The sequence below is a fragment of the Candidatus Dechloromonas phosphoritropha genome (genome assembly GCA_016722705.1).
Classification (GTDB): domain Bacteria; phylum Pseudomonadota; class Gammaproteobacteria; order Burkholderiales; family Rhodocyclaceae; genus Azonexus; species Azonexus phosphoritrophus.
On sequence record JADKGN010000004.1, the window covers coordinates 1,941,894 to 1,957,674 of the forward strand.

A 15,781-nucleotide genomic window follows, 5' to 3' on the forward strand; every position below is an offset into this window, starting at 1 on the left:
ATGTCCGCGGCAATTCATGACTACCGCAACTCCAATTCCCCCGCTTGTCCTGGCATTTGCCGCCAGCGATCCCACTGCTGGTGCCGGCGTTCAGGCGGACTCCCTGACCCTGGCCAGCCTCGGTTGCCATCCCCTGTCAGCGCTGACCGCATTGACGGTCCAGGACACCGTCGGCGTCAAAGGCGTGCATGCCGTTGCCGCCGACCTCCTGGAGCGCCAGGCGCGAACGCTGCTCGACGACATGCAAGTGGCGGTCTTCAAGATCGGCGTACTCGGCAGCGTAGAAAACGTCGTCGCCGTTGCCGGAATCCTGGCCGATCATCCCGACATTCCCGTTGTCTTCGACCCGGTGCTGGCCTCGGGGCGCGGCGACGATTTCTCTGGCGAAGCGATCATTGCCGCGATGCGCGAATTCCTGTTGCCGCGGACCACGTTACTGACTCCAAACGCCCCGGAGGCGAGACGGCTTGCCAAATACCAGGACGACGAAGACGAACCCGGAATCGAACTCTGCGCGCAACGCCTGATCGCGATGGGCGCGCAATACGTCCTGATCACGGGAACGCACGAAGTGACCCCGGAGGTCATCAATACCCTGTATGGCCCGGGCGGCGTGATGCGCCAGGATCGCTGGGAGCGCCTGCCCGGGAGTTATCACGGCTCGGGGTGCACCCTGGCATCGGCAATCGCTGGCCACCTCGCCGGGGGCGCCAGCATCGACGATGCCGTGCGCTATGCGCAGGACTACACCTGGCAGACACTGGTCCACGGTTTCCGGCCCGGCGGGGGCCAGTTCATCCCGGACCGCTTCTTCCGGGCCCGCAGCGAAGGCGATAAGGTTGCGATGAGCCAAGGTGGAGATGATGGCGATGGCCGATAAGTTGCGCGGACTCTACGCGATTACGCCGGAATGCAGCGATCGCAACCGCCTGCTGGCCGACGTCGAAGCCGCGTTGCGTGGTGGCTGCCGCTTCGTGCAGTACCGCGACAAGGCCAGCGCTGCCCCCGAGCGCGTGGCCCGGGCACATGCCCTGCGCCGGCTTACGCTGGATTTCAACGCCAGGCTCCTGATCAATGACGACATGGCCTTGACCGTTCTGGTCAAGGCCGATGGTATCCACCTCGGCCGGGACGATGGCAACCTGGTCGCGGCTCGTGCCATTCTTGGGTCGGAAAGGCTCCTCGGCGCGTCGTGCTATGCCGACTTCGCGGTGGCGCGCAAGGCCGCCGCTGCCGGAGCCGATTACGTCGCGTTTGGCGCCATTTTTCCATCGCTCACTAAGCCAAATGCCGTGTCTGCCGCGGTCGACCTGTTTTCTCGGGCCAAAACCACGTTGACCGTGGCAAGCTGCGCCATCGGCGGCATCACGCTCGCCAATGCGCCAGCCCTGGTCGCCGCTGGCACCGACCTGCTCGCCGTCATCAGCGACCTGTTTGGCGCACCGGACATCGCGGCTCGTGCCGCTGCCTATCAACGCCTATTCGAGGAAGTACAACCATGAGCACACGCAACGAGCAGCTTTTCGCACGCGCCCAGCGCCACATTCCCGGCGGCGTCAATTCGCCGGTGCGCGCTTTCCGTTCGGTCGGCGGCACGCCCTGTTTCTTCCAGAAGGGTGTCGGCGCGAAAGTGCAGGATGCCGATGGCAAGTGGTACACCGATTACGTCGGCTCTTGGGGTCCGCTGATCCTCGGCCATGCCCACCCGGAAGTCATCGCCGCCGTCCAGGCTGCCGTCGTCGACGGCCTGACCTTCGGCGCGCCGACCGAGCGCGAGGTCGAAATCGCTGATCTGCTGTGCGAACTGGTGCCGTCGATGGATATGGTGCGCCTGGTCTCCTCGGGCACCGAGGCGACGATGAGCGCCATCCGCCTGGCACGCGGCCATACCGGCCGCGACGTGCTGATCAAGTTCGAAGGCTGTTACCACGGTCATTCTGACAGCCTGCTGGTCAAGGCCGGTTCCGGCGCACTGACCTTCGGCAACCCATCTTCCAGCGGCGTGCCGGCCGATCTGGCGCGGCACACCATGGTGCTGGCCTACAATAATCCGCAGGAATTGGTAGACGCCTTTGCGAAACATGGCGACAAGATCGCCGCTGTCATCGTCGAGCCGGTGGTCGGCAACATGAACCTGATCGCACCGACGCCGGAATTCCTGAAAGCCATGCGCGAGCAGTGTACAAAACACGGCGTCGTGCTGATTTTCGACGAAGTAATGACTGGCTTCCGCGTCGACCTCAATAGCGCCCAGGGGCTGTTCGGCATCACGCCTGACCTGTCCACATTCGGCAAGGTGGTCGGTGGCGGCATGCCGCTCGGCGCTTTCGGCGGCAAGCGCGAAATCATGGAACAGATCGCTCCGCTCGGCCCGGTCTACCAGGCCGGCACCCTGTCCGGCAATCCGGTCGCCACGGCCGCCGGGCTGGCGACGCTGAAGCTGATCCAGGCCTCCGGCTTCTATGAAAATCTGACCACCAGGACCAAAGCGCTGTGCGACGGTCTGGTCGCCGCAGCCAAAGAACATGGCGTCGCCTTTGCCGCGCAGAACATCGGCGGCATGTTCGGCCTTTATTTCTCCGAAAACTGCCCGACGACCTACGACGAAGTGCTGGCCTGCGACAAGGAGGCCTTCAACCGCTTCTTCCACGCCATGCTCGACGCCGGCCATTATTTCGCGCCGTCGGCTTTCGAAGCCGGTTTCGTTTCCGCCGCGCATTCGGATGCCGACATCGCGGCGACCGTCGTCGCCGCCGCCGACTATTTCGCCAGTCTCAACTGAGCACAGGCTGCGCCCGGAGCGTTGTGACGGCCTCCGGCCGCGAGCCATTGATCCACCCCGAGCTGAGCAGCAACCCGGCGGTAGCATTTTTTGGAACGACGATCAGGCACTCTTGGTGGCGACGGCTCGCGGGCGTTTGGGCTGCCGTTTCTCGAAATAGCGCAGGCCAAAGAACATTAAGGCTCCGACCAGGATCACGAAGACCGTAAAGAGTTCGTAGGCAAACCACATCGGCAACTCGAACGCCTGCGCCATCGTCGAAAACTCGGACATGCCGCCCATGCCAGCGAGAACGTTGATCGGCATGAAGACGACGCTGAGTACCGTCAGCCGCTCGATCTTCCTGTTCGCGTTGATGTTGATCGCACTGTCCGTGGCATCCATCAGGAAGTTGATCTTGTTGAACAGGAAGGCCGTGTGCCCATCGAGGGACTCGATGTCGCGCAGAATCTCGCGCACATCCGAAAGCTGAACCTTCGACAGCAACTTGCCGCGCATCAGGAAGGACAGGGCGCGCCGGGTATCCAGCACGCTGCGGCGGGTGCGTCCGTTGATGTCCTCGGCCTCGGCGGCGCCGGCCAGTATCTGTGACGCTTCGACATCGGTAATCGCTGACCTGAGTACCTGCGTGCCGACTCGCTCCAGTTCGCCATAGACGCCCTCGAGGGCGTTCGCCGAGTACTCCACGTCGGCGGCGTAGAGGTCGAGCAGGACGTCCGTGCCAGACTTCACATAACCCGGCTGACTGCGGGCGCGCAGTCTTTGCAGGCGGAAGACTGGCAGTTCCTCACTGCGCACCGAAAAAAGGATGTCGTTGTGCACGATGAAGCCAACCGCCACGTTGCGTGACCCCGCGTCGAGATCGAGGAGAAAGTCGGAACGCAGGTGGACCTCGCCGTTGTCCTCGACGTAGTAGCGCGCACTCGATTCGAGGTCGTTCAGGTCTTCCGGGTCCGGGATTTCCAGTCCATAGTGCTTGCTGACCCAGCTGCGCACGCGCGCCGTCGGCGCCACCAGGTCGACCCAGATCGGCTTGATGTTGGCAAGCAGGGCCGGACGATCGACAGTTACCTGGCGCAGCCGGCCGTTCTGAAGTTCGAAGGCGTTGACCATCACCTTGCTGCTGGTGTGCTGGCCGTCGCCGATCAGTTCCTCGGCGACGTCCTCGGCCAGCAGGTCGAGAATGCCGTCGAGGCGATCCTCGGCGATCTCCTTCCAGGCTATCGCGCGATCGTCTTCCGGCAAGGCGCTGAGGACGACGGCGATCGCCACGGTCGGCATGGTGGCGAGGAAGGTTCGCAGCCGGAACTGCTGTTCGCGATGGAGGACATCCAGCAGTTCCTGGCGGGGGCCCTCCTGGTTCCGGGTTTCCTCGTCGTAAAAACGAGCCTTGGCGACCAAACCATTAACCTGGGCGAGGTCGTCCTTGACTTCTTTGGCGTCGGTCAGATCTTCGTCGGCATTTGGACTGGCGTCGTTCAGGTGGTCTTGCTGGGTCATGATCGAAATCCTCTTTGTTCCTTATCTGGCAATCGATCCGCGCGATTGCAGGTTACGGTTGGAAACGGTAGCCGACGCCGGTTTCCGTCAGGATATGGCGCGGGCGGGTCGGATCGGTCTCGAGCTTCTGCCGGAGACGCCCGACATAGATCCTGAGGTAGTGGTTCTTCTCACGGTTAGCCGGCCCCCAGACCTTGTCAATCAGGAAACCGTGCGTCAACACGCGGCCCGGATTACTCAATAGCTGGACGAGCAGATTGTACTCCCGCAGCGTCAGATGAACCTCCGCTCCCGCGCGCTGGATAACGTGTCGCGCAAGGTCCGCCTCGACATCGCCGAAGGCATGTAGGGCGCCTGCATTGCCGCGTATCTGGTTGCGGCGCAACATCGCCCGCACGCGGGCGCGCAGTTCGCCGACACCGAACGGCTTGGTCAGGTAATCGTCGGCGCCGGCATCGAGGGCGGCAATCTTGTCCGACTCGTCGGAGCGCGCCGAGAGGACGAGGATGGGAACGGTCGACCACACGCGCAGCTCCCGGATGAAGTCGACGCCGTCGCGGTCCGGGAGCCCGAGGTCGAGAACCACCAGGTCCGGGCGCTCGCGCGCTGCCAGGTCGAGACCCTGGGCGACCGATCCGGCCTCGCACGCCCGGCACGATTCATCGCGGAGGGCGCTGCAGACGAAGCGCCGGATCTGCGGCTCGTCTTCGACGACCACGGCGAGGGGTGACAGCGTGTTCAAGTTTCGTCCTCGATCGTGACCGGCGGCGTCAGGCACGGCAGCGTGAACCGCACGCAGGCGCCGCTGACGCTGTTCTCGGCTCGGATGCTTCCATCATGCGCATCGACGATGGCCTTGCAGATGGCGAGTCCGAGTCCGGCACCCGGAATGCAGGATTCGTTCGTTCCACGCACGAAGAGATCGAACATCGACTCGATGCGTCCCGCCGGGAACCCGGAACCGTCGTTGCACACCGAGACCTCGAGATGCGTGGACGATTGCCGCGCCGCCAGCGAGATGCACGCGCCCGCTCGCGCATACTTGAAGGCGTTGTCGAGCAGATTGCAGAGGACCCGCTCGATCAGTACGGCGTCGAAGAACATCAGCGGCAGGTTGGGGGCCAGTTCAGCAGTCACGTGGCGGTCGGGTGCGACACTCTCGGACAGTCGCAGGCTGCTGCCGACGACATCCTCGAACGGCTGCCATTCCCGGCGCAACGGGGTGCTGCCGCTTTTCAGCCGCGCCATGTCGAGCAGGTTGGAGAGCAGCTTGTGCATGGCCCGTGCCTGGTCACGGATGATGCCGGCCGTTTCGGTGGCGTCGGCCGGCAGCGTCTCGCGCTGCTGGGCGAGGGTGTCGGCAAGACCGACCAGAGTGGTCAGGGGTGTGCGCAGGTCGTGTGACAGCGATGAGAGCACGGACGTGCGCAGGCGTTCGTCAGCGACCATGAGTTCGGCCTTCTGCGCGGCCTCGGCGTAGTGAAGACGCTCGAGTGCGAGTGCCGCGAGAGACGTCAGAGCCTCGACCGCCTTGTGCTGCTCGTCGGCAAGCGGGGCATGGTCGTCCAGCGGCGTCACGGCAAGTACGCCGCGAACCCGCGTCACGGTGCGCAGTGGAAAACAGGTGATGCCGGCTCCGGCGTGGTCGGCGAGGCGATCATCGTCGCCGACGTCAAGGAGATTTCCACTCAGGCCGCGATTGCTCAGGTAACGCTGCATTGCCTCGAGAATCTGGGTGACGTCATGGGCGCCGGCCATGTCCCTCGCCGCCTCGTAGAGTTGGCGAGTCTCCCGCTCGCGCGCCCGGGCCTCATGGGTCTTCGCGGCAGCCCGTGAAACGAGCTGAGCCGTCACCAGGCCGACTGCGAGCATGATCACAAAGGTCAGCACATGCTCGGCATCGCCGAAGAATAGGAAGTGATGCGGCGAGTCGAAGTAGTAGTCGAACAGCGCGACGCTCAGGAACGAGGCGACGACGGCGGGTCCGCGACCGAGAAAAGTGGCAACAAGAAACACCGTGAGCAGGAAGAGCATCACAATGTCGGGCAGATCGAGGTGATCCCGCAAGGGGAACGCGACGGCCGCCGTCAGGCAACAGGCCGCGACGGCCGCCATGTAATCGGCGGCGCGGCGGGTCGATGCGGACTGCAGCGTGACTGCGAAGGACATGGAATCCGGCCAGTGGTGTCGAGCGGCAGGCAGTTTCCCACTCTCCGCATAAATTAGGTGTAAACATTGCCGGAAATGGTTGATCGACGGCGTGTGAACGCGGAAATTCTGACGCGATTCGCTGTTGTCGCAAGTGCGACCAGCGAGGTGCCGGTCAGGGAATTTCGGCCGCCGGCATGCGCGCGAGAATGATCGCGGTCTTGCGCCCGAGGCCGGGTGCATTGCGATTGCGGTCGTAGAAGCGGGGATTCGGCACGATCCCCGCCAGCCGGGCAGCCTGCTCCGGACCAAGCTGGCCAGCACCGATGCCGTAGTAGTGGCGGGCGGCCGCTTCGGCGCCAAAAACGCCGTTGCCCCACTCGATGACGTTCAGATAGACCTCGAAAATCCGGCGCTTGCTCCACAGGTTTTCGAGCATCAGCGTGATGACGGCTTCTTCGGCCTTGCGGAAATAGGATTTTGTCGGCGTCAGGAAGAGGTTCTTCGCCAGTTGCTGGCTGATGGTCGACCCCCCGGCAACGGTCCGCCCGCGCTTCTGATTCTTCTCCATGGCCTTCTGGATGCCTTCCCAGTCGAAGCCTTCATGATCGACGAACCTGGCGTCTTCCGAGGCGATGATGGCGCGTTTGAGATGAGGCGAAATCCGCTCATAGGCGACCCACTGCTTCTTCAAACGGGCGTCGGGATTCTTCTCGCGCAACTCGCCCAAGCGAATTTCCATAAAGCGCGTCGTGCCCGGGTCAACCCATTTCCACAGCAGCACCCAGCCGAGCAGCCACAACTGCCAGATGAGGAAGACGCCGATCAGGCCGAGCAATGCCCACTTGAACCAGCGGCCCAGCCGGCTCATGCCGGCAGTTGTTCGCGAAGTTCCGCGAGTACCTGCGCGCTGTCCGGCCGCACCCCGCGCCAGACGAAAAAAGCCTCGGCCGCCTGCTCGACCAGTATGCCGAGACCATCAGCCAGACGGGCAGCGCCCTGTTCGCGGGCCAGCGCGAGAAATGGCGTCTCACCCTTGCCGTACATCATGTCGTAGGCGAGGCTGCCGGAAGCGAAGATGCCGGCCGGCAAAGGCAGCGTCGCCCCGGAGAGGCTGGCCGAGGTGGCGTTGATGACGACATCGAATGTTCGGCTAGCGGTTTTGGCAAAGTTTCCGGCGTTGACCGTGGCAAGGTCGGAAAACTGTCCTGCCAGCGTCTCCGCCTTGTCGCCGCTGCGGTTGGCAATGAACAGACCGGTCGGCTGGCGCTCGAGAAGCGGCGCGATGACGCCGCGTGCGGCGCCGCCGGCCCCGAGCAGCAGAACACGCCGGCCGGCCAGCGGAAATCCCAGATTGACCTCGATGTCGCGGACCAGGCCGGCACCGTCGGTGTTGTCGCCGAAAATTTCATTCCTCCCAAAAGCGAGTGTGTTGACCGCTCCCGCCCGCTCCGCGCGCGCGCTGCGGCGGCTGCACAGACCGAAGGCCTCCTCCTTGAAGGGGAGAGTGACATTCGCCCCCTTGCCGCCGGCGGCGGCGAAGTCGCCAACCGCCGCGGCGAATCCATCAAGCGGGACGAGAATCGCTTCGTAGCTCAGGTCCTGATGGCACTGCGCCGCGAACCGGGCATGAATGGCCGGCGACCGGGAATGGGCAACCGGATTCCCGATCACGCAATAGCGATCGGTCATTTTGCCGAGACCTGGTCGCCCTGAGTGAAATACCAGGTCCGGGTGATCTCAAGAATGTCGGTGTCACGCCGTATGTCCGGAGGGAACGGGGAGTAGGGCGATGCCATCTGGACGATCCGCTTTGCCGCATCGTCGAGCACGCGGTAACCGGAAGAACGGTTGATGTCCACACGATTGAGGCTGCCGTCATAATTGATCGAAACGGTCAGCACCAGCGAACCGTAGAGCTTGCCGCGCGCGGCTGCGGGGTAGTTCATGGTACCTATGCGTTCGACCTTGCGGCGCCAGTCCTCGATGTACTGGGCAAAGCGATATTCCTCTGTCCTTGCCCCGATGAACTTCTTGCGCGGACGCTTGTTGTACTCATCGACGCTCTTGTTGATTTCGCCTTCCAGTCGCGCCATCGCCCGCGCCGATTCGGCAAGATCGAGGCCGCTGACGCTGGTCACGGGTTTTGGCTGCTCCGCGGCATTGCGCGCGGCGGCGACGGCGCGCGCCGTTTTGGCTTCGGTCAGCATCTTCTGCTGGGCGACTTCGAGTTCACGAAACCGGCGCTGCATGCGCTCGATTTCAGTGCCCGTAGTCTGCTGCGGGGTCGGCGGCAATGGTGTCTTGAGTCTGCGGTTCTCGTCGGTATTGCCGCCGCCGTCAAGATTGGCCTGGGCCAGCGCCTGCGGATCGGTCGGCTTCCTGGCGGACTTGGCATTGACCAGGACGATGTCGAGCGCCTTTTCGCGCATCGCCTTCGAGGCGTCCGGAAAACTGAAGTGCAGGGTCAACAGCAGTGCGTGGACCGCCAGCGAAATACTGATCGCCAGCAACAACCGGCGGTTGCCGGGTACCACGGGCTGCCATGAAAGCGTTGCCACGCTCACTGAACCTCCTCCTCTATCGATTCGGCCAAGGCTTCATCCATGACGGAAAGATAGCGGCAAGTGAGCTCCGGGCCAAGCAGGTCGATGGTCTCGACTGACAGGCGAACCCGCCGACCCTGCCCGATATCAGCCGGCAGCGACGGTATGCGCAGCACCAGTGGCAAATGAGCGAGCTTGACCAGTTGCTCGCGGCGTACCGTCGCGTCGATTTCGCTGATACCGTGCTGCTGCAGCCAGCGCAGGCACCAGTAACGCTCTATCAGGCGCTGGAAATCGGCATAGGCGCCATAAGTTGCCTCGAAATCGCGCATCGTGCCAAACAGTTCGGCCGATTTCTGGGAAAACGGTGGTGTTTCGCCCTTCAGGCAGGCAATCAGCTGCCATTGATTGACCAGATCGCAATAGCGGCGTAGCGGCGAGGTCATCCAGGCATATTGCGCCACGCCCAGGCCTTCATGCGGCAATGGCGAGGTGGTCATGCGCGCCTTGCCCTGCGTCTGTGCACGATACAGGCAGGCAATGTTCTTATCGGCGAGCAGGCCGCCCCAAATCGAGTTGGCGACGATCATCAGTTCGGCAACCAGCTTGTCGAGCGGGCTGCCACGCTTACGTTCGCTGATCTCGACCGTGCAGGCATCGGGATCGGCCAGGTCGCCAATAATCTCGAAGTTGTAGTCGTTGATGCCCTGCGTCGCCGAAGGTTTGCCGCGCCGGCCTTCGCAGGCATTGGCGAAATGCCACAGATGAACCAACTCATCCTTGAACGGCATCTCGGGCAGTGGCCCGTTGACCGTTTCTGTGTTGAACCAGGGCTCAACATCGTGATGGCGCAGGTTGGTGGCGATATGCACCATCTCCAGTCGCGATTCGTGGGAAATCAGCTCGAAAACGTCGTTGACCGTCAGATAGAGCGAGACCGCCGGGCAATCGACGCCGCCGGTCAGCGTGTAGTTCTGCACCACGGCATCGGGCAGCATGGTGATCTTGTTGCCGGGCATGTAAACCGTCGACAGCCGGGCACGCGAGACGCCATCGAGCGGCGAGCCGTGTTCGATAGCCATGCCAGGCGCGGCGATATGAATACCGATGCGCGAGCCGATACCGGGCAGTTTGACGACCGACAGCGCATCGTCGATTTCGGTGGTGCTGGCGTCGTCGATCGAGAAGGCGCGGACATCGGCACGCGGCAGATCGCGCGGCAGCGTCGGCGCTTCGAGCGCCGGGAAGGCGATGCCCTTAGGAAACTGCTCGTGCAGAAAGCGCTTGAAATGCAGATGATAGGCCGACTTGATGGCGCCGCATTTGAACAGCAGTTGCGCCGCCGTCAGACCGGTTTCGCCGCAGGCCGTCTCGAAAGCCTTGGTTTCCGGCTTGTTGCGGTCCGGCGCGTAGAGCAGGGCGTCGGTCAGCGTGCCAATTTCCGGCGGCAGCCGAAATTCCTTGAGTTCGGCGATCCAGGCATCCATCGCCAGCGCCTGCTGGCGCTTCTTTTCCAGACTGGCCAGCGCCGCCGTGAGAATCTCGGGCGGCGCCTTGCGGAAGCGGCCTTTGCCTTTGCGGTGAAAATAGACGGGCGCCGCGTGCACAGCCAGCAGCACCGCAGTCGCTTCGACCGGCGCCGGATCGTGGCCGTAGTAATCGCGGGCGAAATCGAGAAACGAGAACTCGCCGTCATTGACGCATTCCCACAGGAAATCCGGCTCGATCTCTTCGGCGAGCGGCGTCGCCTGTTCCAGCAGGTTGCCCGCCGCTGGCTTGTCGAAACGCAGCAATACCGTCGCGGCCTTGATCTTGCTGCGCTTGCCGGTCGGCATTTCGACCTGCAAGGAGCTATCGTTGTCGGCCATGATACTGCCGGCCTTGAAGCCGCCATCTTCTTCGAACAATACATTCATCGGTGGATTATAACCCCGAGAATTCAATGATTTGCGGCATGAACTCGGCAAACCGCGTGAAGCTGTGGTCGCCCCCTGGCAGCACTGTCTGGCGGCAGCCGGCATAAAATTCGGCCGCCTGCTGCCAGTCGAGAACCTCGTCGCCGGTCTCGCACAGCAGCCAGTAACGCCCGGGGGTCGGGCGAACGACCTGGGCCGCCAGTTGCTCTGCGTGCTGGGTGGTGAAGATGAAGCGCTCGCCAGTGTGGAAATTGGCGTGCTCGCCGACGAACGCCTCCGGCTCCAGCCGGTGGACCACAGCCGGGTTGATCAGCACCGCGTTCAGACCGAACTTCTCCGCCAGATGGTTGGCGTAGTGCCCGCCTAGCGACGAGCCGACCAGCGTCACTGGTCCGTCAGCCACCTCGATCAAGGTGCTGATATTGGCGATCACCTCGTCAGGCACCGTGGACAGTTGCGGACAGACGAAGCGATCGGCCAGTCCGCGCCCGGCCATGTAGTCGCCGAGTAGCCGCGATTTGGCCGAGGCCGGCGACGAGCAGAAGCCGTGCAGGTAAAGGATCAGTTGACGGTCCATTCAACCCAGCCGAAATGTGCAGTCGCCAGCACGACGATACCAAACACGATGCGATACCACGCAAAGACCGTGAAATCATGGCTGGATATGTAACGAAGCAACCAGCGCACGCAGAGGAATGCCGAAATAAAGGCGGAAACGAAGCCGACCACCCACATGCCGAGGTCGTCAAGGCTGAGCAGGGCGCGTTCCTTGTACAACTGGTAAGCGGTCGCTGCGAACAGGGTCGGAATGGCGAGGAAGAATGAAAACTCGGTCGCCGCCTTGCGTGAAAGCCCGAACAGCAGGCCGCCGATGATCGTCGCGCCGGAACGCGAGGTGCCCGGAATTAGCGCGCAGGCCTGCGCCAGCCCCAGTTTGAGCGCGTCGAGCGAGGTCATGTCGTCAACGGTTTCGACGCGGATGGCATGCGTTCGCCGCTCGGCCCAAATAATTACGAAGGCGCCGACGATGAAGGCGAGCGCCACCGGTACCGGCTTGAACAGATGGGCCTCGATTGCCTTCTTGAAAAGCAGTCCGAGTACAGCGAGTGGCATGAAGGCGATGGCGAGGTTGAGCACCAGCCGATTCGCCAACCGGTCGTGGCCCAGACCGCGAAAAACCCCGACAATCCGCGTCCGATACTCCCAGACGACAGCCAGGATCGCTCCCGATTGGATGACGATCTCGAACAGCTTGCCGCGATCGTCATTGAAATTCAGCAGGTCGCCGGCAAGAATCAGATGGCCGGTCGAGGAAATCGGCAGGAACTCGGTCAGCCCCTCGACGATGCCGAGGATGAGGGCTTTGAGCAGGAGAATCGGGTCCATGGTATGTAGCCTAGAATGCGAGGCCGCATTCTACTATTCTGGCCGGGTGCGCGCCTCAAGATCGCTCAGCCAGCGCAGGGCATGCTCGCGCGACGCACCGCACATCTCAAACGAAGGCTGCAGGCCCGCACAACAGGCTGGCCGTTCAGGTTGGTCAAAAACCGTGCAGCGCAACCGGGCGTCCAGATATCGGCAGAGTGTGCCGGCCGCCTTGCCGAGCGAGGAAATCGACGGCGAAATACAGCAAGCTGCGCAGTAGGGGCGACACTCCATCGTGGCGGGCTCAGGATATTTTTTCGGAGGAAGTGGGCGGACGGGAAGCAGCGGTAGCGGCCTCTTGCTGTGCAATCATGTTTTCTGCCAAGGTCAGATAAAGCGGACGCGAGATGAGGCGGGAAACCGTTGAAGCAATCAGCGCGGTGGCCATCAGGTCCATGACCAGGCTGTAGCCATTGACCATTTCCATGACAATAATGAACGAGGTGATCGGCGCCTGCGTCGCCGCTGCCATAAAGCCGACCATGCACAACACGATGACCGTCGGCGCGATGGCCTGTCCACTCAGGAGAGGAGCCAGATCACGTCCGATTCCGGCACCGATGGCCAGTGACGGTGCAAAAATGCCGCCAGGCAACCCGGTCAGGTAGGCGGCCACGGTTGCGATGAACTTGGCCGGCCCGAAATACCAGGGTACCGACTCATACGACGCCAGCACCGCGCGCGTTTCCGCGTAGCCGCTCCCCCAGGTCAGGCCGCCGCTGGCCCAGCCCACACCGGCGATGAGCAAGCCGAGCAGCGCGGCAAAACGGTAGGGACTGACTTTTTTGAACTCGGCCACACGACCGGTCCAACCAGTCGCCGCCAGGACCAGCATGCGCGCGAAGGTTCCACCGGCCATGCCGCTGACCAGCGCGCACAGCAGAATCGTCTGGAGCAGATCCGGCGTTTCACCGAGCACCGTCACGTAACCGAAATAATTGTGGTTGCCGAGAAAAGCCTGTGCCACTACGCCGGCCAGCACAATCGCCGTAATGACCACGCCGGACATGCGCGACTCGACGCTGCGCGACAACTCTTCAATCGCAAAGACAATTCCGGCCAGGGGCGTATTGAACGCCGCGGCAATTCCGGCAGCGCCGCCGGCAACCAGCAGGTGATGCTGCTGGATACGCAGGGTCGTCGGCAGAAGACGCCCGACAAAGGACATCAGACAAGCTCCTACCTGCACGGTTGGGCCTTCCCGGCCAAAGGAAAAACCCGAACCGACAGCAGCGATGCCGACAAGCACCTTGCCGAAGGCAATGCGCAAGGAAACCAGCGGGCGCCATGCCAAAGTCTTTGGCCGCTTCAGTTCCGCCATCACCTGCGGAATGCCGGAACCTTCCGCCCCCGGAAAATAGGTGCGCGTCACCCAGAGCAGGCCAGCGCCGGCGGCGGGCGTCAGAATAAAGGGTAGCCACGGGTATTCGGCAACCCATTTGGAAAAGAAATGCTTCGCATCCTCCGACAGCAGTGCAAACCCGACCGCCGCCAGACCCACGGCGACCGCCGCCAGCCAGAAAACAGCCCGCCCAACCCACAGGCGCCCCTGGGCAAGAAGGTAGGTTTGATTGGCGCGCACATAAACTTGTGCCTGGCCGACGCGATGCTCCGCTCGATCAAGCAGGTGCAGCGTATATTGGCGCAGCCGTTCAAATCGAGGCATCAATATGGATTGGCGTTTTCAGGGGTCGCGAGGAGGGGAGAAAATTGCACCAGCCGGCGGCTGGGACGCCTGCCATGCAGTTTAACGGCAATGTGGCTGCGGGAAAAATATTCTGCGAGGACGCGTCGCACAAACGCCCGGTTTGCAGCACATCTTGCTAAAAAACTGGTGATTTTTTACGGTCGACCGCAGAATTTGGCAAAAAAAGAAGGGCAGCCGCGTAGCTGCCCTTCTCCAGCGCCTCGGCTTCGGCGATGCCTCGCTGTGCCGCAAATTCACGTACATCCTGGGTGGTCCTTATCGAACAGAAGTGCGGGCCACACATCGAGCAGAAGTGGGCGACCTTGGCTGATTCCTTGGGCAGGGTTTCGTCGTGGAATTCACGCGCCTCGCTCAATGCGTTATTGTGAATCTGCGCCCCGGGGCGGCCTTTAGCGAGGGCGGCGGAGTGGGCGGCGAGCTTGTAGGTGATGATGCCGCTGGTGATGTGGTCGTAGCCCGGTGCGATGTCGATGCCTGGAATTGGTGTCTGGCTTCGGCTGAAATCACTGACAAGATTATGGTTGGGAACTGCGGTAACATCTCAGCATGAATAACGGTATTTCTTGGGGGTAGATGATGGACTTGCTATTGTGGCGACACGCCGAGGCGGAGGAAGGCGAAGATGATCTCAAGAGGCGCCTGACCGAGCGCGGCCGCAAGCAGGCGCGGATCATGGCGAAGTGGATAGGCGAACACCAGCCGAGGGATCTGCGCATCATCGCCAGTCCTGCGGTGCGAACGCAGCAGACGGTGGCGGCGTTGAAGCTGCCGTTCGAGACCATACGCACGATCGGCCCCGATGCCGGGGTTACCGACTTGATTTCGGCATGCGGCTGGCCGGACGCCAGTGGCGCCGTGCTTGTCGTGGGTCACCAGCCTGTTCTCGGGCGTTTGGCGGCACTTCTTCTTGCAGGTCAGGAAGCCGAATGGACGATCAAGAAGGGTGCTCTCTGGTGGTTGAGCAACCGCACCCGCGGTGGTGAAACACAGACAGTGCTGCGGGCGGTTATTCCCGCTGAACTGCTCGAATAGGCACCTTCCCCAATCCGGCATGTGATCCAGTTGCCTGGGGCGATCAAGCGGCCGCGCTGCCGAGAAGGATGGTTGCAGCGCCGGCGGCGGCTGGCGGTCGAGTTATGGATCGTCGGGTACGGTAGGCGGTTTACTGTCGTCGCGGGCAAGGCGTCCCGCCAAAACCTGACGTTCAACTTATGATATAGGAGCCGCAGCCGGTTGCGATCAGCAGCCCGGTTTCGTTTTCCAGCGTCATCTGCACCGAAGCGATGCGGCCGCCGAGACGGGTGACCCGTCCGGTGGCCGTGAATCGGGTGCCGTTGCCTTGGTGCAGGTAATCGACCCGCAGGTCGATGGTGCCGAGACGTCCGAAGCGACTGGCGACCTGAACGGCCGTTTCGCTCGAGAATTTCTCGCCGATTCCGACGGTTGCGGCAAACCCGCCAACCGTATCGAGCGCCGCGGATATGACTCCGCCATGCAGGCGGCCATGCAGGTAGTGGCCAACCAGATCAGGACGCATGGCGAAGGAAAGGGAAGCGGCGGCCGGGTCGAACGATTCGACGTGAAAGCCGATTACTTCGTTGAAACAAATCCGGTGCTCGAACATGTCGCGCAGAACCTCTTCGAGGCGCACCTGTTCTTGCGTGGATCGGCGGGGCAAGGAGTTGGCAGCGGTCATGGAATTCCAGCAACATGAAAAAGGGCGGCGGGATAACCGCCGCCCTTCGTCAGTTTAACC

The 15,781-nt window shown here is 62.6% G+C and carries 15 protein-coding genes and 1 pseudogene; 4 read left to right on the forward strand and 12 right to left on the reverse strand.

All coding sequences use genetic code 11. From position 1 onward, the window contains the following. Positions 1-16: 16 nt before the first annotated feature. From IPP03_15120 to hemL, 3 genes are read left to right on the forward strand one after another with little or no spacing between them, the layout of a single operon-like run. Positions 17-880, forward strand: coding sequence for a hydroxymethylpyrimidine/phosphomethylpyrimidine kinase (locus tag IPP03_15120; protein MBL0353911.1), 864 nt, complete (start codon positions 17-19; stop codon positions 878-880). Beyond that, positions 870-1,502 carry a thiamine phosphate synthase gene (locus tag IPP03_15125; GenBank protein ID MBL0353912.1) on the forward strand — a complete coding sequence of 211 codons (633 nt, stop codon included), beginning with the start codon at positions 870-872 and terminating at the stop codon, positions 1,500-1,502. The genes IPP03_15120 and IPP03_15125 overlap by 11 nt, the downstream gene beginning before the upstream one ends. Further along, positions 1,499-2,782, forward strand: coding sequence for a glutamate-1-semialdehyde 2,1-aminomutase (gene hemL / locus IPP03_15130; protein ID MBL0353913.1), 1,284 nt, complete (start codon positions 1,499-1,501; stop codon positions 2,780-2,782). The genes IPP03_15125 and hemL overlap by 4 nt, the downstream gene beginning before the upstream one ends. A gap of 102 nt (positions 2,783-2,884) precedes the next feature. On the opposite strand, the gene IPP03_15135 is transcribed toward hemL, so the two are convergent. The 11 genes and pseudogenes from IPP03_15135 to IPP03_15185 form a co-directional block, all read right to left on the reverse strand. Next, positions 2,885-4,282, reverse strand: coding sequence for a magnesium transporter CorA (locus IPP03_15135; protein MBL0353914.1), 1,398 nt, complete (start codon positions 4,280-4,282; stop codon positions 2,885-2,887). 52 nt (positions 4,283-4,334) lie between these two features. After that, the gene (locus IPP03_15140) at positions 4,335-5,024 is read right to left on the reverse strand and encodes a response regulator (GenBank protein MBL0353915.1); all 690 of its coding nucleotides are present in this window, start codon (positions 5,022-5,024) and stop codon (positions 4,335-4,337) included. Then, the gene (locus IPP03_15145; protein ID MBL0353916.1) at positions 5,021-6,451 is read right to left on the reverse strand and encodes a DUF4118 domain-containing protein; all 1,431 of its coding nucleotides are present in this window, start codon (positions 6,449-6,451) and stop codon (positions 5,021-5,023) included. Before IPP03_15145 ends, IPP03_15140 begins: the two co-directional genes overlap by 4 nt. A 154-nt stretch (positions 6,452-6,605) precedes the next feature. Next, positions 6,606-7,301, reverse strand: a complete 696-nt coding sequence (gene mtgA / locus IPP03_15150) for a monofunctional biosynthetic peptidoglycan transglycosylase (GenBank protein ID MBL0353917.1) — start codon at positions 7,299-7,301, stop codon at positions 6,606-6,608. Continuing rightward, positions 7,298-8,122 carry a shikimate dehydrogenase gene (aroE, locus tag IPP03_15155; GenBank protein MBL0353918.1) on the reverse strand — a complete coding sequence of 275 codons (825 nt, stop codon included), beginning with the start codon at positions 8,120-8,122 and terminating at the stop codon, positions 7,298-7,300. Before aroE ends, mtgA begins: the two co-directional genes overlap by 4 nt. Beyond that, positions 8,119-8,862: an energy transducer TonB gene (locus tag IPP03_15160; GenBank protein MBL0353919.1), complete on the reverse strand. Its 744-nt coding sequence runs from the start codon at positions 8,860-8,862 to the stop codon at positions 8,119-8,121. The genes aroE and IPP03_15160 overlap by 4 nt, the downstream gene beginning before the upstream one ends. Positions 8,863-8,993: 131 nt before the next feature. Beyond that, positions 8,994-10,892 carry an RNB domain-containing ribonuclease gene (locus IPP03_15165; protein ID MBL0353920.1) on the reverse strand — a complete coding sequence of 633 codons (1,899 nt, stop codon included), beginning with the start codon at positions 10,890-10,892 and terminating at the stop codon, positions 8,994-8,996. 7 nt (positions 10,893-10,899) lie between these two features. After that, positions 10,900-11,469 carry an esterase gene (locus IPP03_15170; protein ID MBL0353921.1) on the reverse strand — a complete coding sequence of 190 codons (570 nt, stop codon included), beginning with the start codon at positions 11,467-11,469 and terminating at the stop codon, positions 10,900-10,902. Further along, positions 11,454-12,278 (reverse strand): undecaprenyl-diphosphate phosphatase, encoded by an 825-nt coding sequence (locus IPP03_15175; protein MBL0353922.1) that lies wholly within the window; start codon positions 12,276-12,278, stop codon positions 11,454-11,456. The genes IPP03_15170 and IPP03_15175 overlap by 16 nt, the downstream gene beginning before the upstream one ends. 283 nt (positions 12,279-12,561) lie before the next feature. Beyond that, positions 12,562-13,983 carry a chloride channel protein gene (locus IPP03_15180; GenBank protein ID MBL0353923.1) on the reverse strand — a complete coding sequence of 474 codons (1,422 nt, stop codon included), beginning with the start codon at positions 13,981-13,983 and terminating at the stop codon, positions 12,562-12,564. Positions 13,984-14,140: 157 nt separating this feature from the next. Continuing rightward, positions 14,141-14,461, reverse strand: a pseudogene (locus IPP03_15185) (phosphomethylpyrimidine synthase ThiC). A gap of 140 nt (positions 14,462-14,601) precedes the next feature. On the opposite strand from IPP03_15185, the gene IPP03_15190 reads away from it, so the two are divergent. Further along, a complete protein-coding gene (locus IPP03_15190; protein ID MBL0353924.1) occupies positions 14,602-15,057 on the forward strand; it encodes a histidine phosphatase family protein in 456 nt (151 codons plus the stop codon). Positions 15,058-15,229: 172 nt separating this feature from the next. Here the strand turns inward: IPP03_15190 and IPP03_15195 are convergent, their stop codons facing one another. Continuing rightward, complete coding sequence (locus tag IPP03_15195; protein ID MBL0353925.1) at positions 15,230-15,721, reverse strand: thioesterase family protein; 492 nt, start codon at positions 15,719-15,721, stop codon at positions 15,230-15,232. Positions 15,722-15,781: the final 60 nt, after the last annotated feature.